Below are 23,105 nucleotides of genomic sequence, written 5' to 3'. Positions count from 1 at the left end.
CAACAACTTCAACCACTTGCGCTTCCGATCTCTCGTCAGCGGGAGGCGAATTCTACAGCGTTACACGCTGCTGTCAACACCTCTTTTTCAACTTCCTTTCGGCTTCGATGAACTGAAGCTACCTGCCGCCGAAACCTACATAACTCATTGAATCTCAAGGAGTTTTCCGTTTCGACTGCGCCGGAAGTGGGGCGAATTATAGACATCTGAAATTCGCCGTCAAGACCTATTTTCAAATTTACTCAGATTTCAGCGTGATACGTGCAAACGCCTTCTTGCCTGCCTGGCAAACGTGGGTTGCGCCCAGTACATATATAAAGGAGCGATCAACCACCTCACCATCAACGCGCACACCGCCGGACGCCAACAGGTCGCGTGCCGCTGCCGAGTTCTTCACCAGACCTGCCTTATTAAGGACAGCCGCGATCGGCATATCTTCAGCAGAGGCCAGTTCGATCTCCGGCAGATCATCCGGCAGCTCGCCATCCTTCATGCGGTTGCCCGCTGCACGATGAGCATTGGCCGCAGCCTCCTCACCATGGAAACGTGCGACGATCTCTTCGGCCAGCTTGATTTTAACGTCACGCGGATTGGCACCCGCCTCTACCTCTGCACGCAACGCATTGATCTCATCCATCGAACGGAAGCTGAGCAGCTCGAAGTAACGCCACATCAATGCATCCGGAATCGAAACCAGCTTGCTGTACATGACGCCCGGCGCTTCCTGAATACCGACGTAGTTGCCCAAAGACTTGGACATCTTCTTCACGCCATCCAGACCTTCAAGCAGCGGCATTGTCAGAATGCACTGCGCTTCCTGGCCGTAACCACGCTGCAACTCACGCCCCATCAGCAAGTTGAACTTCTGATCAGTGCCGCCCAACTCAACGTCCGCACGCAAAGCCACCGAGTCGTAACCCTGAACCAGCGGATAGAGGAACTCGTGAATAGCGATTGGCTGATTGGTGGTGTAACGCTTGTCGAAGTCATCACGCTCAAGCATGCGCGCGACGGTGTATTGCGAAGTCAGGCGAATGAAGTCCGCAGGTCCCATCTGATCCATCCAGGTGGAGTTGAATGCGACTTCGGTTTTCGCCGGATCGAGAATCTTGAACACCTGAGTCTTGTAGGTCTCAGCGTTTTCCAAAACCTGCTCGCGAGTCAGCGGAGGACGCGTTGCACTCTTGCCACTCGGATCACCGATCATCCCGGTGAAGTCACCTATAAGAAAGATCACCTGATGCCCCAGCTCCTGGAACTGGCGCAGCTTATTAATAAGCACGGTATGACCCAAGTGCAGATCCGGAGCGGTTGGATCAAAACCAGCCTTGATACGCAGCGGCTGGCCGCGCTTGAGCTTCTCGATCAGCTCGGACTCGACCAATAGTTCTTCCGCACCACGTTTAATCAGCGCTAGCTGCTCTTCAACCGACTTCATAACAGACCCGCAAGGCTCAGATTCAAAGGGAACCAACCATACAAGATCGCGCACCAATTACAAGTTTTGCCCGGCGCACGGACACCAATCCACAGACGTGCTGTCTGTAGACTTGCTTCAGAGATGATTTGGTTATATTTTATACAGTTATTTCATCTTCATCATGTCATTCATCTTTTCCAATTCATCATTTTTCAAAGTCAAAATTACCTATGACCACAGAACCGTCTAAAGCGCCGCCGCTTTACCCGAAGACCCACCTGCTCGCCGCAAGTGGAATCGCCGCCCTTCTTAGCCTGGCTCTCCTGGTATTCCCTTCCAGTGATGTTGAAGCCAAAAAGACGACCCTGAGTCTCGAACTGGAAAGTCCTGCTGAACAACTGACACAAGATCAAGACGCTGCTGACGCGGCTCAAGCCACAAATGAGCCAGTAGCTTCGCCATTTGCTCAAATCGAAAACAGCGACGAAAACGCCCCGCAAACCGCAGAAGCAGCACCGGCATCGGCACCAGCCGCTGAAAAGCCAAAAGCGCCTGGTCATCGTGAAGTCATCGTTGCCAAGGGCGATACACTATCGACCTTGTTCGAAAAGGTCGGCCTGCCTGCCGCCTCCGTTCATGAGGTCCTGGCCAGCGACAAACAGGCCAAGCAGTTCAGCCAGCTTAAGCACGGCCAGAAACTCGAGTTCGAATTGAACCCTGAAGGTCAACTGACCAGTTTGCACAGCAAGGTCAGCGACGTCGAAACCATTACCCTGACCAAGAATGAAAAGGGTTATGCCTTCAACCGGGTTACCGCAAAACCCACCGTTCGCACCGCTTACGTACACGGCGTGATCAACAGCTCGCTTTCACAATCCGCGGCCCGTGCCGGCCTTTCCCACAGCCTGACCATGGATATGGCCAGCGTCTTTGGCTACGACGTCGATTTTGCGCAGGACATCCGCCAGGGCGACGAATTCGATGTGATCTATGAGCAGAAAGTGGTCAACGGCAAGTCAGTCGGCAATGGTCCGATCCTGTCAGCACGCTTCACCAACCGCGGCAAAACATACACCGCCGTGCGTTACACCAATAAACAAGGCAACAGCAGCTATTACACCGCTGACGGCAACAGCATGCGCAAGGCGTTCATCCGTACTCCGGTAGACTTCGCCCGCATCAGCTCGAAGTTCTCCATGGGCCGCAAGCACCCGATCCTCAACAAGATCCGCGCCCACAAAGGCGTTGATTACGCTGCGCCGCGCGGTACGCCGATCAAGGCTGCCGGTGACGGTAAAGTGCTGCTCGCCGGACGTCGTGGCGGCTACGGCAACACCGTGATCATCCAGCACGGCAATACCTACCGCACGCTGTACGGCCACATGCAAGGGTTCGCCAAAGGCGTGAAGACTGGCGGCACGGTGAAACAAGGCCAAGTCATCGGTTACATCGGTACCACCGGCCTGTCCACTGGCCCGCACCTGCACTATGAGTTCCAGGTAAACGGCGTTCACGTCGATCCGCTTGGCCAGAAGCTGCCAATGGCTGATCCGATTGCCAAAGCCGAACGTGCTCGCTTCCTTGCACAAAGCCAACCGCTGATGGCGCGTATGGATCAAGAGAAGGCCACCATGCTGGCTTCGAGCAAGCGTTAAGTCATGGCCCTGTATATCGGTGTGATGTCCGGAACCAGCCTCGACGGTCTGGACATTGCCCTGATCGAACAGACCTCGGCGATCAAGCTGATCGCCACCCACTACATTCCCATGCCTGAATCCCTGCGCGCCGAGCTGCTTGGCTTGTGCGCCAGCGGCCCTGACGAAATCGCCCGCTCGGCAATTGCCCAGCAGAACTGGGTGACGCTCGCGGCGCAGGGCATTCATACCCTCCTCGATCAGCAGCGACTCAAGCCGAAAGACATTCGGGCGATCGGAAGCCACGGCCAGACCATCCGCCATGAGCCGGCACGTGGTTTTACCGTGCAGATTGGCAATCCTGCTCTGCTGACTGAGGTGACCGGCATTACTGTAGTCAGCGACTTCCGCAGCCGTGATGTCGCTGCCGGCGGCCAAGGTGCGCCGCTGGTTCCAGCCTTCCATGAAGCTTTGTTCGAAGAGCGTACCGGTAACCAGGCAGTCTTGAATGTCGGCGGTTTCAGCAATCTGAGTCTGATTGAGCCGACCAAGCCTGTAGCCGGTTTCGACTGCGGCCCTGGGAATGTTCTGATGGACGCCTGGATTCAGCAGCAACGGGGTGAAAACTACGATCGCAATGGCGACTGGGCGAGATCAGGCACTGTTGAGCCGACATTGCTGGAAGCACTGCTCAGCGATCCGTTTTTCATTACCAAAGGCCCGAAGAGTACCGGACGCGAAGTGTTCAACCTGCCGTGGCTGGAACAACACCTGTCACGACTACCAGCCTTCGCGGCGGAAAACGTGCAGGCCACACTGCTTGAGCTGACTGCACTGACCATCGTCGAGTCGTTGCAAAGCGCTCAATCCGATACCCAAGAACTGTTGGTCTGCGGTGGTGGCGCGCACAACAGCGCACTGATGAAACGGCTGGCCGACCTGCTTCCCGAGACAACGGTAGCCAGCACCGCGACCCACGGCGTTGACCCGGACTGGGTCGAAGCGATGGCGTTCGCCTGGCTGGCCCATTGCTGCCTCGAAGGCATTGCCGCCAACCGCCCAAGCGTCACCGGCGCCCGCGGACTTCGAGTGCTCGGCGCCATCTACCCCGCTTAAACATCACGCACAGCAAAACGCCGCAGAACCGTAAGGCTCTGCGGCGTTTTGTTATCTGAAGCGCAGTGCGATCAGATCGAGAACGAAGATCCGCAACCACAGGTCGTGGTGGCGTTCGGGTTCTTGATCACGAAACGCGAACCTTCCAGACCTTCCTGGTAGTCCACTTCAGCACCGGCCAGGTACTGGAAGCTCATCGGATCCACCACCAGACTCACGCCTTCGCGCTCGACGATAGTGTCGTCCTCGGCCACATCTTCATCGAAGGTGAAACCGTACTGAAACCCTGAACAACCGCCGCCCGTAACGAATACGCGCAGCTTCAAGCGATCATTCCCCTCTTCATCGACCAGGCTCTTCACCTTGTGCGCGGCACCGTGGGTGAATTGCAAAGCCGTGGGGGTGAAGGATTCGACGCTCATGCTGACTATCTCCCGGCGTTACGCCGCCATAATGCGTGATGACGCGCATTATCCGCTTGTCCGAGAAAATCGGTCAACTATTGTTACGGTATATCAATAAAGTCGACGAGCTGTTCAGAGTGCAAAAAGGCCCGATTAACGGGCCTTTTTGCTGTGCGGCTTAAAGTGTTACGGCAGCATACCGGCATGGGACAGGCCGAAGCGCTCGTCCAGACCGAACAGGATGTTCATGTTCTGCACCGCTTGGCCCGACGCGCCTTTGACCAGATTGTCGATCACCGACAACACCACCACCAGATCGCCATCCTGCGGACGGTGAACAGCGATACGGCAAACGTTGGCACCGCGCACGCTACGGGTTTCCGGATGGCTACCGGCCGGCATCACGTCGACGAACGGTTCGTTGGCATAACGCTTTTCAAACAGCGCCTGCAGATCTACCGAGCGATCGACCACAGTGGCGTAGAGCGTGGAGTGAATGCCACGGATCATCGGGGTCAGATGCGGAACAAAGGTCAGACCGACATCCTTGCCCGCTGCGCGACGCAGACCCTGGCGAATTTCCGGCAGGTGACGGTGACCTTTCACCGCGTAAGCCTTCATGCTTTCCGACGTCTCGGAGTACAAAGAGCCTACAGCCGCACCACGACCGGCACCGCTAACACCGGATTTGCAGTCGGCGATCAAACGCGAAGTATCCGCCAGACCAGCCTCGAGTAACGGCAGGAAGCCCAGCTGCGTAGCGGTTGGGTAGCAACCCGGCACCGCGATCAGGCGGGCCTTCTTGATCTGCTCGCGATTGACTTCCGGCAGACCGTAAACCGCTTCGTCCAGCAACTCCGGTGCGCCGTGCGGCTGACCGTACCACTTGGCCCACTCTTCAGCGTCTTGCAGACGGAAATCGGCCGACAGGTCGATGACCTTGGTACCCGCTGCCAGCAATTCGCCCGCCAGTGCGTGCGCAACACCGTGCGGTGTGGCGAAGAACACTACGTCACAAGCGCCGAGGGTCTTGATGTCCGGCACGCTGAAGGCCAAGCCATCGTAGTGACCGCGCAGGTTCGGGTACATGTCAGCCACGGCCAGACCGGCCTCGGATCGGGAAGTGATGACAACCACTTCTGCCTGCGGATGCTGCGCCAACAGACGCAGCAGTTCGACACCGGTGTAACCCGTGCCGCCGACGATACCGACCTTGACCATAACCTGCCCTCAAAGAACCCACTGGAAAGCCGTCGATAATAGGGGCCGCGCGCGCCTGCGACAACCGTCAAGGTGACGTGCGGACGCTCAAGCCTCTACTATCCGGCTTACCGTGAACCTGGAATAACTAAAAATGCTCTATCTATGGATCAAAGCTTTTCACATTGTCAGCGTCGTTTGCTGGTTTGCCGGGCTGTTCTACTTGCCGCGCCTGTTCGTGTATCACGCGCAAAGCGAAGACACGCTCAGCAAAGAACGCTTCAGCATCATGGAGCGCAAGCTGTATCGCGGCATCATGGGCCCGGCGATGATTGCGACGCTGATCTTCGGCGGCTGGCTGATCTATCTCAACCCGAGCATCTTCAGCATGGATGGCTGGATTCACGCCAAGTTGACACTGGTCGTCTTGCTGATCGGCTACCACCACATGTGCGGCGCGCAGGTAAAACGTTTTGCCCGTGGCGAAAATACCCGCAGCCATGTCTTTTATCGCTGGTTCAATGAAGTGCCGGTTCTGATATTGCTGGCTATCGTAATTCTGGTCGTGGTCAAGCCGTTCTAACTTCAACAAGTACAGATCTTGGGGTGTTCATAATGTCGCTGCCCGCTTTGCTCGAACAATGTCTGCGTCTGCCGGTGGTGGCAGCGCCGATGTTCCTGATTTCCAACCCCGAGTTGGTACTCGCCTGCTGCCGTAACGGAGTGGTCGGTAGTTTTCCGGCATTGAACCAACGCGAAAGCAGCGGTTTCAAAGCATGGCTCGAGCAAATCGAAGCGGGACTGGCGACACTCGACAACCCGGCGCCGTACGCGGTGAACCTGATCGTGCACAACAGCAACCCGCGCTTGCAGGCGGATCTGAATATCTGCGTCGAACATAAAGTGCCCATCGTCATCACCAGCCTCGGCGCGGTGAAGGAACTGGTCGACGCAGTACACAGCTATGGCGGCCTGGTCTTCCACGACGTCACCACTCGCAGACATGCCGAAAAAGCGGCCGAGGCCGGTGTCGACGGATTGATTGCCGTCGCGGCCGGCGCCGGCGGGCATGCCGGAACCTGGAGTCCGTTTGCGCTGATCGCCGAGATCCGAGAGTTTTTCGATAAAACCCTGCTGCTTGCAGGATGTCTTAACCACGGCCATGAGATTCTTGCCGCACAGCTGCTCGGTGCGGATCTGGCCTACTTCGGTACGCGATTTATCGGCACCACAGAAAGTCATGCGCCTGACGCCTATAAGGAGATGCTGCTGACAGCCAAGGCTGCGGACATCATCCATACTCCAGCGGTGTCGGGAGTGCCGGCGAGTTTTATGCGTCAGAGCCTGGAGGCGGCCGGTTTCGATATGGCTGCTCTGCAAGGCAAGGGCGAGGTCAATTTCGGTGACAAGCTCAAGCCGATCAGCGATGAAGCCAAAGCCTGGAAAACCGTGTGGTCGGCCGGTCAAGGCGTAGGGCAGATCGACGACCTGCCGAGCGTTGATCAATTGATCGCCCGACTGGACGCCGAGTATCGCCAGGCTCACGAACGCGCGGCACAACTGCCGAAACGCTGGCCACGTTAAGAAATAGCGGGCGAGCCCCAAAGGACTGGCCTTACACTGCTGACCTTTCAATCCATTCGCGACAAGGATGCCTCGGCCATGAGCGAAACCCGTTACAAGATCGTGTTCGACGGTGCTCTACAGCCCGGTGTCGATATCACCACGGCCAAACTCAATCTGGCGGATCTGTTCAAAAGCGATGTGACCGCCATTGAGCGTCTTTTTAACGGCAATGTCGTCGCACTCAAGCGCGAGCTCTCCCACAGTGATGCTCAAACGTACCTGCAGGCACTGAACAAAACCGGGATCGCAGCGCGAATCGAAACGGAAACAGCCATCGAGCTGAATCTGGCCGATGTTCATGAGCATGCGCCGGTTGTCGCGGAACCTGACTCTCCATACGCGCCCCCTCGTGCCAGTGTCGGCGAGAGTCTGCCGGCGTTCGCCACGCTCAAGCCGTTCAGCGTTGAAGGTCGAATCGGACGCTTGCGTTTTCTGGCGTGGACGATGGTGCTGAGCCTGGTGACCTTGCCCATTGTCGGCGTATTCGCCCTCCTGGCTCTGGGGCTGGTCAGCGGTGATTCCACTACCGGCCTGATCATCGGCGGGATCTTCGCCTTCTTCCTGTTTATCGCTTTCCTGATTGTCAGCATTCTGTTCAGCGTTCAACGCCTGCACGACATAGGTTGGTCGGGTTGGCTCTGGCTGCTAAACCTGGTGCCTTTCGTGGGCAGTTTCTTTCCGCTGGTGATCATGGTCGTACCGGGCAACACCGGCGCCAATCGCTATGGCCCTCCCCCACCGCCCAACAGCACCGCAGTGAAAGTGCTGTGTTCACTATGGATCGTGTTTTTCGCCCTGGTGTTCGCCGGCGGCATGCTTGGCGGGATCTCGGCGATCCAGCAGGAATACGAAAGCAACCTGGAAAGCAGCTACGAAAGTGGCTCGGTGACCACCGATGAAGTCGAAGTAGAAGTCGAATCACCCGTGGATTCCGCCGACGAAGCCGCCGAAGCGGCGCAGGCCCCTGTAGACTCTGCGAAAGAATGAACAGCGCTCCCCGCCGTGACAACCGCGTCGCTGGCGCGGAGCTGTTGCGATGGAGAATTGCATGACCCGTTACGCTCTGATCACTGGCGCCTCCAGCGGCATCGGCCTAGCACTGGCCGAAGCGCTGGCCCGGCGCGGCCGCAGCCTGATTCTGGTGGCACGACAGCGTGATCAGCTGGAAAGTATTGCGATCGAATTGACCCAGCGCTTTGGCGTCGAGGTACTGTTCCGCGCCTGCGATCTGGGCGAGCCATTGCGTCTGTCCGGCTTCCTGCTGGAACTCGAAGAAGGTGACCGGCAGATCGACTTGCTGGTCAATTGCGCCGGTATCGGTACCTGCGGCCCGTTTCTCGCGCAGGACTGGATGACCGAGCAGGATCTGATCGAGGTAAACATCCTCGCCCTCACCCGCCTCTGCCACGCCATCGGTAACAGCATGGCACTGCAGGGTGGTGGGCAGATTCTCAATGTCGCCTCGGTGGCCGCATTCAATCCCGGCCCATGGATGAGCACCTACTACGCCAGCAAGGCGTATGTGCTGCACTTCTCCGAAGCCTTGCGGGTTGAACTCAAACAAAGTGCGGTGAAGGTTTCGGTGCTCTGCCCCGGCCCGACCCGTACGGCATTTTTCCGCACGGCACAGCTCAATAGCGACAAACTCAAAGACAGCAAATTGCTGATGAGCCCCGAGGAGGTTGCGCTGTACACCGTGCGCGCCCTCGACAAGAACCGCGCGATCATCATTCCGGGACGACGCAATCGATGGTTCGCTTTCCTACCGAGACTGGGTTCGCGCTGGCTCAACCGTACCATTGTCGGCATGGTCAACAAGGCTTACTGCCCGCGCTGAAATGCCCTACAGGTAAAACACTGGGCGGGATAAGCCGCCCTGCGTACACTCAGACCAGCCCAAACAACGGAGAAAACAGCAGTGGATACTCTGTTCACCAAGATCATCAACCGGGAAATTCCGGCCAAGATCATTTACGAGGACGACCAGGTTCTGGCGTTCCACGACATCGCCCCTCAGGCACCGGTGCATTTTCTGGTGATCCCGAAAAAACCGGTGCGCACCCTCAATGACCTGACCGAAGACGACAAGGCACTGGCCGGGCATATCCTCTTCACTGCACAGCGCCTGGCGCTGGAGCTGGGTTGCGAAGAAGGTTTCCGTGTCGTAATGAACTGCAATGAGAAGGGTGGGCAGACCGTCTATCACATTCATATGCACGTACTCGGTCAGCGTCAGATGAACTGGCCACCGGGCTGATACCCAGCAAACCTGTGTGTAGGAGCTGCCGAAGGCTACGATCTTTTGATCTTCGAGTACCAAAAACAAGATCAAAAGATCGCAGCCTTCGACAGCTCCTACATAAAGCAAAGAGCACATCCAGTGTTACTGATGACCCAGCGCAAACCTTCCCCCGGCCGATTCGGTTAAACTGGCCGTCGAGATTCTTCCCGGAGGTCAGCATGACTACCCAACGTCACTACTCGCCGATTGACCGTCTTCTGCTGCAAGCCGATGCCGCGATGCGTACCCTGTTGCCTTTCAGCGGCCAGCCGTACCGTCCATCGCCAGCGATTTTGCAACCGGAAACACCAATGAGCGACGAAGACACCCGCCACGTCGCCGGCCTGATGCGCATCAACCATACCGGTGAAGTCTGCGCGCAGGCGCTGTATCAGGGGCAGGCGCTGACCGCCAAGCTACCTCAGGTGCGCGAGGCCATGGAGCACGCCGCCGAAGAAGAGATTGATCATCTGGTGTGGTGCGAACAACGCATTCATCAGTTGGGCAGCCATACCAGTGTGCTCAATCCGCTGTTTTACGGCATGTCTTTCGGGATTGGCGCGGTGGCCGGGTTGATCAGCGACAAAGTCAGCCTCGGTTTTGTTGCGGCGACCGAACATCAGGTGTGCAAACACTTGAATGAACACCTGGAGCAATTGCCGGCCGAGGACGAAAAGTCCCGGGCGATTCTGGAACAGATGCGCATTGATGAAGAACATCATGCGGAAAGTGCCCTGGAGGCTGGCGGTTTCCGTTTTCCGGCGCCGGTGAAGTTCGGAATGAGTATTTTGGCCAAGGTGATGACCAAGAGTACTTATCGGATCTGAGAACGGTATTGCTGCAAAGGGCTCCTTCGCGAGCAGGCTCGCTCCCACAGGGGGTTGTGGCAGAAATGAAAAAGGCGACCGAAAGGTCGCCTTTTTTGTAGCCGGGAATCTTAGGTCGGCATGTTGCGCGCGTAGAAGATTTCGAGCATTTCGTGTTTCACCCGGTCGGTCACCTGAGCACGTTGCTCGGGGGACAGGTTGCTGGTCGCGTCGCCGAACAGGTAGTTATCCAGTTCGAAGTTCTTCAGCAGCATTTTGGTGTGGAACAGGTTTTCCTGGTACACGTTCACGTCGGTCATCTGGTACGCGTCGCGGGTGTCTTCGGAGAGGTAGTTCTGGATCGAGTTGATCTCGTGGTCGATGAAGTGCTTGTTGCCTTCAACGTCACGGGTGAAGCCGCGCACACGATAATCCACAGTCACGATGTCCGAATCGAACTGGTGAATGAGGAAATTGAGCGCTTTCAGCGGTGAGATGACACCACAGGTCGACACGTCGATGTCCACACGGAAGGTTGCAATACCGTCGTCCGGATGGATTTCCGGGTAGGTATGCACCGTGATGTGGCTCTTGTCGAGGTGGGCCAGGATAATTTCGGGCAACGGGCCCGGCGACTCTTCAATCTGGCTTTCAGTCGGGGTTACCGGCTCTTCAGAAATCAGAATCGTGACGCTGGCGCCCTGAGGTTCGTAGTCCTGACTGGCAATGTTCAGGATGTTGGCACCAATGATCTCAACAACTTCGGTGAGAATCTGCGTCAGGCGTTTCGCGTTGTACTCTTGATTGATGTACTCGACGTAAGCCTGCTGGTCTTGCGGGGTTTCCGCGTAGCAGATGTCATAGATGTTGAAGCTCAAGGTCTTTGTCAGGTTATTGAACCCGTGGAGCTTGAGTTTGCTTTTCACCGTTAAAAACTCTCTATGTATGCGGCCCGGCCGCGTGATCAAGCATGCCCGTCAAGTGCGAACAACGCACCTGCGTAGGACGGTTAACACCTCTTCGCGATGGCGATTTTGGTTATCTGTTCAGGCGGCTGGTCTGTCGGCTGACTGATCACTGCCCTGAAAAAAGTGGCGCATTATGCAGACGTCAGCGGGGGATCGCCAGAGTCTGCACTGCTTTTATGATAGTTGAATGTCGGTTCAACCGAGTTCGACGATTTCGTAGTCGTGGGTGATTGCCACGCCGGCCGCGCCGAGCATGATCGAGGCCGAGCAATACTTCTCGGCAGACAACTCGATGGCGCGCTTGACCTGGGCTTCTTTCAAGCCACGGCCCTTGACCACGAAATGCATGTGAATCTTGGTGAATACCTTCGGATCTTCGGTCGCGCGCTCGGCTTCGAGGAAGGCTTCACAGCTTTCAACGGCCTGACGGGACTTCTTCAGAATGCTGACCACGTCGAAATTGCTGCAACCGCCGACACCGAGCAGGAGCATTTCCATCGGGCGAACACCCAGATTACGACCACCGGCGTCCGGCGGACCGTCCATCACCACGACATGACCGCTGCCGGATTCGCCGAGGAACATGGCTTCGCCAGCCCATTGGATGCGTGCCTTCATCGCCAAGACTCCACTGTATAAAAAAGGGTCGCCAGCTTAGCACAGCGTCCCGGCCTGACAGCGAGTGCCGATCCTAGGACGGATGCCTCTGCGACGTAGGTAATTTCTCGAATTTTCGACGAAGTGTCTGTTAAGCTGGCGCCAATTCGCTGGCGCCCATGCCAGCTGTGTAGCGACCGCCTTCAGCGCCTCATAAAAAAATCAAACATCACCGTGCAGTCTTTTCGGGATACAACCATGGTTGCTATTACCCCCACACCCAAAATCAAGAATCTCGACAAGCTGTTGATGCATTGCCAGCGCCGTCGCCATGCGGCCAAGAGCAACATCATCTGTGCGGGCGATCGCTCGGACACGCTGTACTTCATCATCAAGGGTTCGGTAACGATCCTGATCGAGGATGACGACGGCCGCGAGATGATCATCGCTTACCTCAACGCCGGGGATTTCTTCGGTGAGCTGGGTCTGTTCGAACAAGCGGGCCAGGAACAGGAACGCAGCGCCTGGGTGCGGGCCAAGGTCGAATGCGAAACAGCGGAAATCAGTTACGCCAAGTTCCGCGAATTGTCGCAGCAGGACCCGGACATTCTTTACGTGCTCAGTGGACAAATCGCACAACGCCTGCGCAACACCACGCGCAAGGTTGGCGATCTGGCGTTCTTCGACGTCACTGGCCGGGTAGCACGTTGTCTGCTGGAACTGTGCAAGCAGCCAGATGCGATGACCCACCCGGACGGCATGCAGATCAAGGTGACGCGTCAGGAGATCGGGCGGATTGTTGGTTGTTCGCGGGAGATGGTCGGTCGCGTGCTCAAGGACCTTGAAGAACGCAACCTGGTCGATGTGAAAGGCAAGACCATGGTGGTCTTCGGCACTCGGTAAACCGGTGACGTCAGGCGCGGTACATCTGCGCCAGCATTAGACGAAACAACTCATCGAGACGCGCCAAGGCCTGTGGCGCGTTGAATTTTTCATGCAGGGCAATGTGGCTTTGCGCCCGCACCCGCTGTTCCAGGCCACACGCTTCGTTGAAGCGATTGACCGCCGCAACCATCGATTCGCGCTCGTTATCCATCAGCATTGCACCGTGCACCAAACCGACCGGACGCTGTCCGCCCTGACTCTGGCGCCAGCGCTGGGCGGTGCCGACCATTTTGCGGCCATCGAGGTTGACGTTGAAGCGACCGTCGCAGAAGGCGCCGTCGATTTCACCCAACGATGCTGTGCCACCCAACTCGTCGAGCAACTGACAGATCGGATCGCACAGGCGACGGTAGCCGGTTTCGATGCGGTTCAGATCGCCTTCGCTGCGTGGTGGTGCGTAGACCAGGGCGATATTGATTGTCGCGGCAGATTGCGGGACAGGTTCGCCGCCGGTTTCACGTAGCAGGACGGGCCAGCCAGCGGCGGCTGAGACTTCGCAGGCGTGGTCGAATCCGGGGAGGCGATTGAGGCGGCGTGGCATGACCAGCGCACGGTCACTGGGTTGCCAGAACAGCAGGCCGAACTCCGAGTCGCCGGCGCAGACCGAGGCCAGCAAATCCTGTTCGGCTTGCAGACCGGCTTCGATGGTCATGGGGGTTGGCAGCGACATGGAAGGCTCCGGCAGATCTGGAATCTTTGGGGATTTCTAGTACCTCATCGCGAGCAGGCTCACTCCTACAATTGGAACGCGTTCCCCTGTAGGAGTGAGCCTGCTCGCGATGGCGTCGACTCGGTCTGGAGCGAATCAGTCGAGGGTCGAACCGCTGATGGAAGTGCCACGCTCCGGGAAGAACAGGCGCTGCAGTTCAGTGCCCGGATTTTCCGCGCGCATGAACGCTTCACCGACCAGGAACGAGTACACGTCACTGATTTCCATCAACTCGACATCGGCACGGTTGAGGATGCCGCTCTCGGTAATTACCAAGCGATCGCGCGGAATGCGCGGCAGCAGGTCGAGGGTGGTTTCCAGGCTGACTTCGAACGTGTGCAGGTTACGGTTGTTGACCCCGACCAACGGCGTGTCGAGGGTTTTCAATGCGCGCTCCAGCTCATCGCCATCGTGTACCTCGACCAGCACATCGAGACCGACGCCTTTGGCGACGGCGGCCAGCTCGGCCATTTTTACGTCATCCAGTGCGGAGACGATCAGCAGCACGCAGTCGGCGCCCAGCGCACGGGCTTCAACGATCTGGTAAGGATCGATCATGAAGTCCTTGCGGATCACCGGCAGGCTGCACGCGGCGCGGGCCTGTTGCAGATAGGCGTCGGCGCCCTGGAAGTAATCGATATCGGTCAGCACGGACAGACAGGTCGCCCCGCCCTTCTCGTAACTTTTGGCGATCTCGGCCGGAACGAAGTTCTCGCGGATCACGCCTTTGCTCGGCGAAGCCTTTTTGATTTCGGCAATCACCGCTGGCTGCTTCTTCTTTGCCTGCACCAGTAATGCCTGGGCAAAACCACGGGGTGCATCGGCCGCCTTGGCCAGACTTTCCAGCTCGCTCAGGCTGACGCGGGCACTACGCTCGGCGACTTCCTGAACTTTGCGCGCCAGAATGTTTTCCAGAACCGTCGGTACACTCATCCTTCATTCTCCACTCTGAATACCGCGGTAAAGGCACCCAGCTCCTCGAGTTTTTCCCGAGCGAGACCGGTGTGCAGGGCGTCGTGCGCAAGCTCGACGCCCTGTTTCAAACTGCTGGCCAGGTCAGCGGCATACAGCGCTGCACCGGCATTGAGGACAATCATTTCGGCGGCTTTCTGGCCGTTTTCGGTTTTGCGCTTGCCCAATGCATCGCGGATCAGCGCCAGCGAGGCTTCCGGGCCGTCGACCGACAAGCCGTGCAGGCTCTGGCTTTTCATGCCGAGGTCTTCCGGCTCGACCCAATATTCAGTGATTTCGTTGTTCTTCAGCTCGGCGACAAAAGTCGGCGCAGCGAGACTGAACTCGTCCAGACCGTCCTTCGAATGCACCACCAGCACGTGCTTGCTGCCCAGACGCTGCAAGACTTCGGCCAATGGCCGGCACAGCGCCTTGTTGAAGACGCCCACAACCTGATGCTTCACACCGGCCGGATTCGTAAGCGGGCCGAGCATATTGAACAGCGTACGCAGGCCGAGATCGCGGCGCGGGCCGGCGGCGTACTTCATGGCTTTGTGGTGGGTCTGGGCGAACATGAAACCGATGCCAACGTTGTCGATGCAACGCGCAACCTGAACCGGCGTCAGGTTCAGATAAATACCGGCAGCTTCCAGCAAGTCGGCGCTACCGCTCTTGCCCGAGACCGCACGGTTGCCGTGCTTGGCGACGGTGCAACCAGCAGCCGCGACAACAAACGATGAGGCAGTCGATACGTTGAAGATATTCGCGCCGTCACCGCCGGTGCCAACCACATCGACCACGCCGTCGAGAGTCTTCAGTTCGACCTGATCGGCCAGTTCACGCATCACCGAAACGGCGCCAACGATCTCGTCGATGCTCTCGCTCTTCATGCGCATGGCCATCATGAACGCGCCGATCTGCGCGTCGCTGCATTGGCCGGTCATGATTTCGCGCATCACGTCGCGCATTTCATCGGTGCTGAGGTCGAGGTGTTCGACGATACGGCTCAGGGCTGTCTTGATATTCATGGGAAGTCCTTAGCGCGTGCCGCCGGTTTGTTTGAGGAAGTTGGCAAACAGTTCATGGCCCTGCTCGGTCAGAATCGACTCGGGGTGGAACTGTACGCCCTCAATGTTCAGGGTCTTGTGACGCAGGCCCATGATTTCATCGACCGAGCTGTCATCGTGCTGGGTCCACGCGGTCAGTTCCAGACAATCGGGCAAAGTGTCGTGCTTGACGATCAGCGAGTGGTAACGAGTGACGGTCAACGGATGATTGAGGCCGGCGAAAACGCCCTTGTCCTCGTGGAATACCGGACTAGTCTTACCGTGCATTACTTGACGCGCACGCACTACGTCACCGCCAAAGGCCTGACCGATGGACTGGTGGCCGAGGCAGACGCCGAGGATCGGCAGTTTGCCGGCAAAGTGTTTGATGGCTTCGATGGAAATGCCGGCTTCGGTCGGCGTGCACGGACCGGGGGAAACCACGATGCGCTCAGGCTTGAGCGCTTCGATTTCAGCGATGGTCAGTTCGTCGTTGCGCACAACCTTGACCTCGGCACCCAGCTCGCCAAGGTATTGCACAACGTTGTAAGTAAAGGAGTCGTAGTTGTCGATCATCAGCAACATGGCGTGTCGAACCTCTTGAATTCTGATTTGAAAACAGCCTTCAGATCACTTGCCCGCAGGGCGCTGCACGATGTCGGACGCAGGAAGACGCGTCGGCACAGCGGCATTTCAAACAGGCAAGGAAGGCAAAGCGATACAGATCCGGCGGGGCCGGCAGAAAAGATTCAGGCGCGCCAACGCCAGCGGGCGTGTGCCTTGATGACTTGATCCAGAAGTTTGCTGGTGATCAACACGGGGAAGGTCTCGTTCATACGTTCCGGCACAGTAACTTAGCTGGGCGGAGCGTGCAATATGGCCGGGGCCGCGGGAGATAAAACCGGGGGAGGATTCACGACCGATGGCAAAACGCCGGGAGTTTTTGGTACTGTCGTTTCGTTCACCTACAACAATAAATAAACGGACTTGCTCATGATCAAACAGACGTTGTTTGTACCGCTGGCCGGATGCCTGCTCGCACTGGCTTGTGCTCAGGCCAATGCTGCACCCAATCCTTATTCGAATTTCGTGGTGTTTGGCGATAGCCTCAATGATGCCGGCACGTTTGCCGATACCGGCGGCCCTGCTGGCGCCACTCAGCGCTATACAAACCGCACCGGCCCGATTTATCAGGATGGCAGCGGCGAAGTGCGCTCCCTCAACTCTACACAACTGCTTGGTGGTCGCCTCGGATTCACCCCGGATCAGACAGCGTCCTCCAGCTCGGCAGTACGCGCCGACAACGGCCAGCCCGACGGCAACAACTGGGCAGTTGGCGGTTATCGCACCGACCAGATCCTCGATTCGATCACCACGCAATCCGCTACCGGTGAACGCACCCGCGCCGGTTACCTGCCATCGAACGGCTTCCGCGCCGACCCGAGGGCGCTGTATTACATCTCTGGCGGCGGCAACGATTTCCTCCAGGGGCGCATTCTCAGCCTGCCCCAAGCCAGCGCTGCTGCGGATCGACTGGCCGACAGCGTGCAAACCCTGCAAACCGCCGGCGCCAAATATGTGATGGTCTGGCTATTGCCTGACGTCGGCCTGACTCCGGCCATCAACGGTACGCCGCTGCAAGCGTTCAGCAGTCAGCTCGCGGGCCAGTTCAACAATCAGTTGGTCACACGCCTGCAAGGCATCAACGCCGAGATCATTCCGTTGAACATTCCGGTGCTGCTTTCGGAAGTATTTGCCGATCCGGGGCGTTTCGGTCTGGCCACCGATCAGAACCTGACCGCGACGTGCTTCAGTGGCAGTGGCTGCCCGGAAAACGCCCGTTATGGCATCAACAGTGCCACGCCGGATCCGACCAAGCTGATCTACAACGACGGCGTGCACCCGACCGAAGCCGGGCAAAAACTGATCTCCGACTACGCCTATTCCCTGCTCGCCGCGCCGTGGGAACTGACGCTGTTGCCGGAAATGGCTCACGCCACCGTACGCGCGCATCAGGATGAACTGCGCAACCAATGGCAGGCGGATTGGGAGAACTGGCAAGCGGTGGGCCAATGGCGCGCGATTGTTTCCGCAGGTGGCCAGCATCTGGATGTCGACAGCCAAAGCAGCGGCGCCAGTGCCGATGGCAGTGGTTACAACCTCAACGTCGGTGGCAGCTATCGCTTGAATGAAGCATGGCGCGTCGGTGTGGCGGGCGGTTTCTATCGGCAGAATCTGGAGGCCGGTCACAACGATTCGGACTACAAACTCAACAGCTATATGGCCACGGCATTTGCCCAGTACCAGCAAAACCGCTGGTGGGCTGACGCCGCGTTGACCGGCGGCAAACTCGACTACGACAACCTCAAGCGCAAATTTGATCTGGGCGCCAGCGAAGGTGCTGAAAAAGGCGACACCGACGGCAGCCTCTGGGCGTTCAGCGCTCGTGTCGGTTATGACATTGCCCAGCCGGGCAGCGAGTGGCACCTGTCGCCGTTCGTCAGCGCCGATTACGCCAGCGTCGATGTCGATGGCTACTCAGAGAAGAGCAACCGCGCTACTGCGCTGACCTTCGATGATCAGACCCGCGACTCGAAACGCCTGGGACTGGGCTTGCAGGGCAAATACAACATCACGCCGCAAACTCAGGTGTTCGGCGAGTACGCTCATGAGCGTGAGTACGAAGACGACGTGCAAAAGGTCAACATCGCGCTCAATACCTTGCCGGCGAATGACTTCAAACTTGAGGGCTATACGCCGCAGAGTCACCTGAACCGCTTGAGCCTGGGCGTCAGCCACAAGCTCACGGCGGATCTGGCGCTGCGTGGCGGTTACTCATTGCGCAAGGATGATGACTTTACCCAGCAGGGTGTGAATGTCGGGGTTGTGCTGGATTTCTAAAACCGCAGGCACAAAAAAAGCGGCGCCCTCACAGGCGCCGCTTTTTTAATGGCTACACACAAATCGAATGTGGGAGCGAGCTTGCTCGCGAAAGCGGTGGGTCAGCCAGCATAAATATTGACTGACGGGGCCTCTTCGCGAGCAAGCTCGCTCCCACAGGGAAGATCAGTGATCAGTCCGGGGTTTGCTCGGCCAGGGCCACGGCGCGGAACATCGCGCGGCGTTTGTTCAGGGTTTCTTCCCATTCCAGTGCCGGCACCGAGTCAGCAACGATGCCGCCACCGGCCTGCACGTGCAGTTCGCCGTTCTTGATCACCGCGGTGCGGATGGCAATCGCGGTGTCCATGTTGCCGTTCCAGGCGAAGTAACCGACCGCACCGCCATACACACCACGCTTGACCGGCTCCAGTTCGTCGATGATTTCCATCGCACGAATCTTCGGTGCGCCGGACAAGGTGCCCGCCGGCAGAATCGCCCGCAGCGCATCCATCGCCGTCAGCCCTTGTTTCAACTGGCCGGTGACGTTGGAGACGATGTGCATCACGTTGGAATAACGCTCGATGACCATCTTCTCGGTGAGTTTCACCGAACCAATCTCCGAGACGCGACCGGTATCGTTACGTCCGAGATCGATCAACATCAAGTGCTCGGCGATCTCCTTGTCGTCCGACAGCAGATCTTCTTCCAGCGCCACGTCCGCTTCTTCGGTCGCGCCACGAGGGCGAGTCCCGGCAATCGGACGCACGGTGATCAGGTTGTCTTCAACACGCACCAGCACTTCCGGCGAACTGCCAACAACATGGAAGTCGCCGAAGTTGAAGAAGTACATGTACGGCGTCGGGTTGAAGCAACGCAGCGCGCGATACAGATCGATCGGTGCAGCCTTGAAATCGATCGACATGCGCTGCGAAGGCACGACCTGCATGCAGTCACCGGCCAGGATGTATTCCTTGATGGTGTCGACGGCTTTTTCGTAATCGTTCTGGGTGAAACTGGAACGGAACACCGGATCAGCCGATTGCTGCTTGCTGAAATCCAGGCCACGGCGCGGGGTGATCGGCTGACGGAGCTTTTCCAGCAATGCCTGCAGTTGCGCCTGACCTTGTTCGAAGGCATCCGCCTGCGCTGGGTCGGCCAATACGATCGCGTGCATCTTGCCGGCCAGGTTATCGAACACCACAACAGCGTCGGAGACCATCAGCAGAATATCCGGCACGCCCAGCGGATCCGGGTTCGGGCACTTGCCCAAACGCTTCTCGACATAACGCACGCAGTCGTAACCGAAGTATCCGACCAGGCCGCCGTTGAAACGCGGCAGACCGGCGATGGTCGGCACGTTGTAACGCGCCTTGAAGGTTTCGACGAAGGCCAGCGGATCTTCAACGTCGTGGCTTTCGGTCTCGACGCCATCAACGGTGATGCTGACGTGATGGTCGTGAACCCGCAGCACGGTACGGCACGGCAGGCCGATAATCGAATAACGGCCCCACTTCTCACCGCCCTGCACCGATTCGAGCAGGTAGGAGTTGGGCTGGTCGGCCAGTTTCAGGTAGATCGACAGCGGCGTGTCGAAGTCGGCCAGGGTTTCGCAGGCCAACGGAATGCGGTTGTAGCCGTCAGCGGCCAAGCGCAGGAATTCTTCGCGGATCATAAGGTGCCTCGTGGTGTGAGGGGCAAATCAGTCAGGTATGCAAACGCGCCGGCAGGCCGGCCAGGAACAAGTCAGGCGCGCCAACGCCAGCGGGCCAGGGCCTTGATGACTTTCATCCAGAGTTTGCGAGTGACCACCACGATGGCGTTTCCAGAATGGGAGTGAGAAGCGTCGGGCAACGTTATCTCAGCGGCCGTACCGAGGCAACCGGGAATTAGCTTGCGCAGATCGTCGATCACCAAGGCCGGCGATTCTTCGGCAATCGGTCGGCCATGGTTGTAGCCGTAACTCAGTGCCACGCATTTGACCCCCGCCGCTTTCGCCGCCAGTACGTCGCTGCGCGAGTCGCCGACGAACAGCGATTGCGAGGCCGGGATGTTGGCCATTTTCATCACGAAGAACAGCGCGGCCGGGTCAGGCTTCTTCTGCGGCAAGGTATCGCCGCCGATGATCCACTTGAAGTAGCGGCCGATCTTCATCTGATCCAGCAACGGCGCGACGAAACGCTCCGGCTTGTTGGTGATCAGCGCCATGGCCACGCCTTGCTTGTGCAGCCACTTGAGGGTGTCGCGCACGCCAGGGTAGACCACGGTCAGCTCATGGCTGGCGCCGTAAGCCTCCATGAACACTTCCAGCGCATGCTCGGCCTCGACGTCATCCACCGCCGAATGATCGATGCCAGCGGCCAAAGCGCGGCGCACCAGCACTAGCGCGCCGTTGCCAACCCACTCGCGTACCGATTCGATGCCGGCAGGTCGGCGGCCGAGGGAGAGCAGCATGGTGTCCACCGCCGCTGCCAAGTCTGGAACCGAGTCGATCAGCGTGCCATCCAGATCGAACATCACCAGCCGAGGCAGTTTTCCCGGGAACAGCTGCTCAAATCCGCTCATGGGCGCGCCAGTGCCAGTTCGGAACGCATCTTGTCGATGACTTCCTGATAGTTCGGCGCGTTGAAGATTGCCGAGCCGGCGACAAAGGTATCAGCGCCAGCGGCGGCGATTTCGCGGATATTGTTGACGTTGACGCCGCCATCGATTTCCAGACGGATGTCACGGCCCGAAGCATCGATGATCGCCCGCGCTTCGCGCAGTTTGTCGAGGGTGCCAGGGATGAACTTCTGCCCGCCGAAGCCCGGGTTGACGCTCATCAGCAAGACCATATCGACCTTGTCGATCACGTACTTGAGTACGTCCAGCGGAGTTGCCGGGTTGAACACCAGACCGGATTTGCAGCCGCCTTCACGGATCAGCTGCAGCGAGCGATCAACGTGCAGCGTGGCTTCCGGGTGGAAGGTGATGTAGGTGGCGCCGGCCTCGATGAAGTCGCCAACGATGCGGTCCACCGGACTGACCATCAAGTGCGCGTCGATCGGCGCGGTAACGCCGTACTTGCGCAATGCCGCGCAAACCATCGGGCCGATGGTCAGGTTCGGCACATAGTGGTTGTCCATGACGTCGAAGTGGACGAAGTCGGCGCCAGCGGCCAGAACGTTGTCGACTTCCTCGCCGAGGCGGGCGAAGTCGGCGGAGAGAATCGACGGAGCAATTACGAAGGGCTGCATGACGCACCTTTTCTGAGCTAAATCACGATGGCGCGCATTGTATACCTCAAGTTTCCAAGCGCGCACCGTGACCGCGATGATTGGGTTGTGCCATGACGGATGACTGGCGCTGACTCAATACGCCGCGCGGTAGATCTTCTCGATGTCGACAGCGCTGAGTTTGCGCGGGTTGTTGCGCATCAGGCGCTCGATGCCCGCCGCTTCCACAGCCATCGCCGGGATCGCCTCTTCCGGGACACCGAAACTGCGCAGGCCGGTAGGAATTTCCACCGCTGCGCACAGATCGGTCATGGCCTGCACGGCTTTGTCTGCGGCCTCGGCGGCACTCAGATGAGCGGTCTTCACCCCCATGGCTTCGGCAATATCCTGCATGCGTTCAACGCAAGCCATCTTGTTCCAGGTCATGACATACGGCAGCAGCAACGCATTGCTCACGCCATGAGCGATGTTGAAGCGCCCGCCCAGCGGATACGCCAGCGCATGCACCGCGCCGACCCCGGCATTACCGAACGCCATACCGGCCATCAGGCTCGCGGTGGCCATGTCTTCGCGCGCTTGCAGGTTGGCGCCGTTGGCGTAGGCCTTTGGCAGGGCTTTGGCGATCAATTTGATGGCACCGATGGCCAGCGAGTCGGTGATCGGCGAGGCGTTGACCGACAGGTAGGATTCGATGGCGTGCACCAGCGCGTCGACACCACTGGCGGCGGTGACGCTGCGTGGACAGGTCAAGGTCATTTGCGGGCTGACTAGCGCCACGTCCGGTAATAGAAAGTCGCTGACGATGCCTTTCTTCAGTTGCGCGACTTTGTCCGAAAGGATTGCGACGTTAGTGACTTCTGAACCGGTGCCAGCGGTGGTCGGGATGGCGATCAGTGGCGGGCCTTTGCGTGGCACCTGCTCGACACCGAACAGATCCTCCAGTGCGCCGTGGTAACCGGCGTATGCAGCGACACTCTTGGCGATGTCGATGGCGCTGCCGCCACCGAGGCCGATCAAACCGTCATGCCCGCCTTCGCGGTAAACACGCATGCAGTCTTCGACGATGGCGATTTCCGGGTCGGGCAGCACGCGGTCGAAAATCTCGTAGTCACGCCCGCCGAGTTGTACCAGCGCCAGCTCCACCGTGCCGGATTTGACCAGCGCGGCGTCGGTAACGATCAGGGGGTTGTCGATATCCAGGCGCGTGAGTTCGGCGGCCAGTTGCTCGATGGCTCCGGCGCCGGTGATCAGTTTGTGAGCGATTTTGAACTGGGACAGACTCATCGTGCGCAGCCTCTTATAGATGTGGG

Annotated in this window: 23 protein-coding genes; 10 read left to right on the top strand and 13 right to left on the bottom strand. The window is 58.4% G+C overall.

What is annotated here, in order from left to right; translation table 11 throughout:
- Positions 1 to 238: 238 nt before the first annotated feature.
- A complete protein-coding gene (gene tyrS, locus GTU76_RS19490) occupies positions 239 to 1,438 on the bottom strand; it encodes a tyrosine--tRNA ligase (RefSeq protein ID WP_016983462.1) in 1,200 nt (399 codons plus the stop codon).
- A 212-nt stretch (positions 1,439 to 1,650) separates the two neighbouring features.
- Here tyrS and GTU76_RS19485 point away from each other — a divergent pair, with 212 nt between their 5' ends.
- On the top strand, positions 1,651 to 3,075 hold the full coding sequence (locus GTU76_RS19485; RefSeq protein ID WP_016983463.1) for a peptidoglycan DD-metalloendopeptidase family protein: 1,425 nt from the start codon (positions 1,651 to 1,653) through the stop codon (positions 3,073 to 3,075).
- Between the two features lie 3 nt (positions 3,076 to 3,078).
- Positions 3,079 to 4,170, top strand: coding sequence for an anhydro-N-acetylmuramic acid kinase (locus GTU76_RS19480; RefSeq protein WP_180699364.1), 1,092 nt, complete (start codon positions 3,079 to 3,081; stop codon positions 4,168 to 4,170).
- Positions 4,171 to 4,241: 71 nt separating this feature from the next.
- Here the strand turns inward: GTU76_RS19480 and erpA are convergent, their stop codons facing one another.
- Together erpA and argC are read right to left on the bottom strand one after the other, a co-directional pair.
- On the bottom strand, positions 4,242 to 4,592 hold the full coding sequence (erpA, locus tag GTU76_RS19475) for an iron-sulfur cluster insertion protein ErpA (protein ID WP_008077999.1): 351 nt from the start codon (positions 4,590 to 4,592) through the stop codon (positions 4,242 to 4,244).
- 168 nt (positions 4,593 to 4,760) lie between these two features.
- Positions 4,761 to 5,795, bottom strand: coding sequence for an N-acetyl-gamma-glutamyl-phosphate reductase (gene argC / locus GTU76_RS19470; RefSeq protein WP_034155112.1), 1,035 nt, complete (start codon positions 5,793 to 5,795; stop codon positions 4,761 to 4,763).
- A gap of 133 nt (positions 5,796 to 5,928) precedes the next feature.
- Here argC and hemJ point away from each other — a divergent pair, with 133 nt between their 5' ends.
- From hemJ to coq7, 6 genes are all read left to right on the top strand, one after another.
- Positions 5,929 to 6,357: a protoporphyrinogen oxidase HemJ gene (gene hemJ / locus GTU76_RS19465; RefSeq protein ID WP_180699363.1), complete on the top strand. Its 429-nt coding sequence runs from the start codon at positions 5,929 to 5,931 to the stop codon at positions 6,355 to 6,357.
- Between the two features lie 32 nt (positions 6,358 to 6,389).
- Positions 6,390 to 7,358, top strand: a complete 969-nt coding sequence (locus GTU76_RS19460; RefSeq protein ID WP_180699362.1) for an NAD(P)H-dependent flavin oxidoreductase — start codon at positions 6,390 to 6,392, stop codon at positions 7,356 to 7,358.
- Positions 7,359 to 7,436: 78 nt separating this feature from the next.
- Entirely contained in the window at positions 7,437 to 8,387 is a 951-nt protein-coding gene (locus GTU76_RS19455) for a DUF805 domain-containing protein (protein ID WP_016983468.1), read from the top strand.
- Between the two features lie 61 nt (positions 8,388 to 8,448).
- Positions 8,449 to 9,237, top strand: a complete 789-nt coding sequence (locus tag GTU76_RS19450) for an SDR family NAD(P)-dependent oxidoreductase (protein ID WP_016983469.1) — start codon at positions 8,449 to 8,451, stop codon at positions 9,235 to 9,237.
- 81 nt (positions 9,238 to 9,318) lie between these two features.
- Entirely contained in the window at positions 9,319 to 9,657 is a 339-nt protein-coding gene (locus tag GTU76_RS19445) for a histidine triad nucleotide-binding protein (protein WP_003228789.1), read from the top strand.
- A gap of 203 nt (positions 9,658 to 9,860) precedes the next feature.
- On the top strand, positions 9,861 to 10,508 hold the full coding sequence (gene coq7, locus GTU76_RS19440; protein WP_016983470.1) for a 2-polyprenyl-3-methyl-6-methoxy-1,4-benzoquinone monooxygenase: 648 nt from the start codon (positions 9,861 to 9,863) through the stop codon (positions 10,506 to 10,508).
- Positions 10,509 to 10,618: 110 nt separating this feature from the next.
- Here coq7 and speD read toward each other — a convergent pair whose 3' ends face one another.
- Positions 10,619 to 11,413 carry an adenosylmethionine decarboxylase gene (gene speD / locus GTU76_RS19435; RefSeq protein ID WP_016983471.1) on the bottom strand — a complete coding sequence of 265 codons (795 nt, stop codon included), beginning with the start codon at positions 11,411 to 11,413 and terminating at the stop codon, positions 10,619 to 10,621.
- Between the two features lie 237 nt (positions 11,414 to 11,650).
- On the bottom strand, positions 11,651 to 12,073 hold the full coding sequence (locus GTU76_RS19430) for an OsmC family protein (RefSeq protein ID WP_003228794.1): 423 nt from the start codon (positions 12,071 to 12,073) through the stop codon (positions 11,651 to 11,653).
- Positions 12,074 to 12,310: 237 nt separating this feature from the next.
- Between GTU76_RS19430 and crp the strand changes: the two genes are divergently transcribed.
- Positions 12,311 to 12,955, top strand: a complete 645-nt coding sequence (gene crp / locus GTU76_RS19425) for a cAMP-activated global transcriptional regulator CRP (protein WP_008088598.1) — start codon at positions 12,311 to 12,313, stop codon at positions 12,953 to 12,955.
- A gap of 10 nt (positions 12,956 to 12,965) precedes the next feature.
- Here the strand turns inward: crp and GTU76_RS19420 are convergent, their stop codons facing one another.
- The 4 genes from GTU76_RS19420 to GTU76_RS19405 form a co-directional block, all read right to left on the bottom strand.
- Positions 12,966 to 13,667 carry a lipoate--protein ligase family protein gene (locus tag GTU76_RS19420; RefSeq protein ID WP_016983472.1) on the bottom strand — a complete coding sequence of 234 codons (702 nt, stop codon included), beginning with the start codon at positions 13,665 to 13,667 and terminating at the stop codon, positions 12,966 to 12,968.
- Between the two features lie 135 nt (positions 13,668 to 13,802).
- A complete protein-coding gene (gene trpC, locus GTU76_RS19415; protein ID WP_016983473.1) occupies positions 13,803 to 14,639 on the bottom strand; it encodes an indole-3-glycerol phosphate synthase TrpC in 837 nt (278 codons plus the stop codon).
- Positions 14,636 to 15,685 carry an anthranilate phosphoribosyltransferase gene (gene trpD / locus GTU76_RS19410; protein WP_016983474.1) on the bottom strand — a complete coding sequence of 350 codons (1,050 nt, stop codon included), beginning with the start codon at positions 15,683 to 15,685 and terminating at the stop codon, positions 14,636 to 14,638. The genes trpC and trpD overlap by 4 nt, the downstream gene beginning before the upstream one ends.
- A 9-nt stretch (positions 15,686 to 15,694) precedes the next feature.
- Positions 15,695 to 16,288 carry an aminodeoxychorismate/anthranilate synthase component II gene (locus GTU76_RS19405; protein ID WP_180699361.1) on the bottom strand — a complete coding sequence of 198 codons (594 nt, stop codon included), beginning with the start codon at positions 16,286 to 16,288 and terminating at the stop codon, positions 15,695 to 15,697.
- A 408-nt stretch (positions 16,289 to 16,696) separates the two neighbouring features.
- Here GTU76_RS19405 and estP point away from each other — a divergent pair, with 408 nt between their 5' ends.
- On the top strand, positions 16,697 to 18,604 hold the full coding sequence (estP, locus tag GTU76_RS19400) for an esterase EstP (RefSeq protein WP_016985238.1): 1,908 nt from the start codon (positions 16,697 to 16,699) through the stop codon (positions 18,602 to 18,604).
- A gap of 172 nt (positions 18,605 to 18,776) precedes the next feature.
- On the opposite strand, the gene trpE is transcribed toward estP, so the two are convergent.
- The 4 genes from trpE to GTU76_RS19380 all read right to left on the bottom strand — a co-directional run bounded on the left by trpE (position 18,777) and on the right by GTU76_RS19380 (position 23,079).
- On the bottom strand, positions 18,777 to 20,255 hold the full coding sequence (gene trpE / locus GTU76_RS19395) for an anthranilate synthase component I (RefSeq protein ID WP_180699360.1): 1,479 nt from the start codon (positions 20,253 to 20,255) through the stop codon (positions 18,777 to 18,779).
- A gap of 71 nt (positions 20,256 to 20,326) precedes the next feature.
- A complete protein-coding gene (locus tag GTU76_RS19390) occupies positions 20,327 to 21,145 on the bottom strand; it encodes a phosphoglycolate phosphatase (protein WP_180699359.1) in 819 nt (272 codons plus the stop codon).
- A complete protein-coding gene (rpe, locus tag GTU76_RS19385) occupies positions 21,142 to 21,816 on the bottom strand; it encodes a ribulose-phosphate 3-epimerase (protein ID WP_007918813.1) in 675 nt (224 codons plus the stop codon). Before rpe ends, GTU76_RS19390 begins: the two co-directional genes overlap by 4 nt.
- Positions 21,817 to 21,930: 114 nt before the next feature.
- Entirely contained in the window at positions 21,931 to 23,079 is a 1,149-nt protein-coding gene (locus GTU76_RS19380) for an iron-containing alcohol dehydrogenase (RefSeq protein WP_180699358.1), read from the bottom strand.
- Positions 23,080 to 23,105: the final 26 nt, after the last annotated feature.

The organism is Pseudomonas crudilactis (genome assembly GCF_013433315.1).
Taxonomy (GTDB): Bacteria; Pseudomonadota; Gammaproteobacteria; order Pseudomonadales; family Pseudomonadaceae; genus Aquipseudomonas; species Aquipseudomonas crudilactis.
This window is presented reverse-complemented; position numbering and strand designations above follow the sequence as displayed.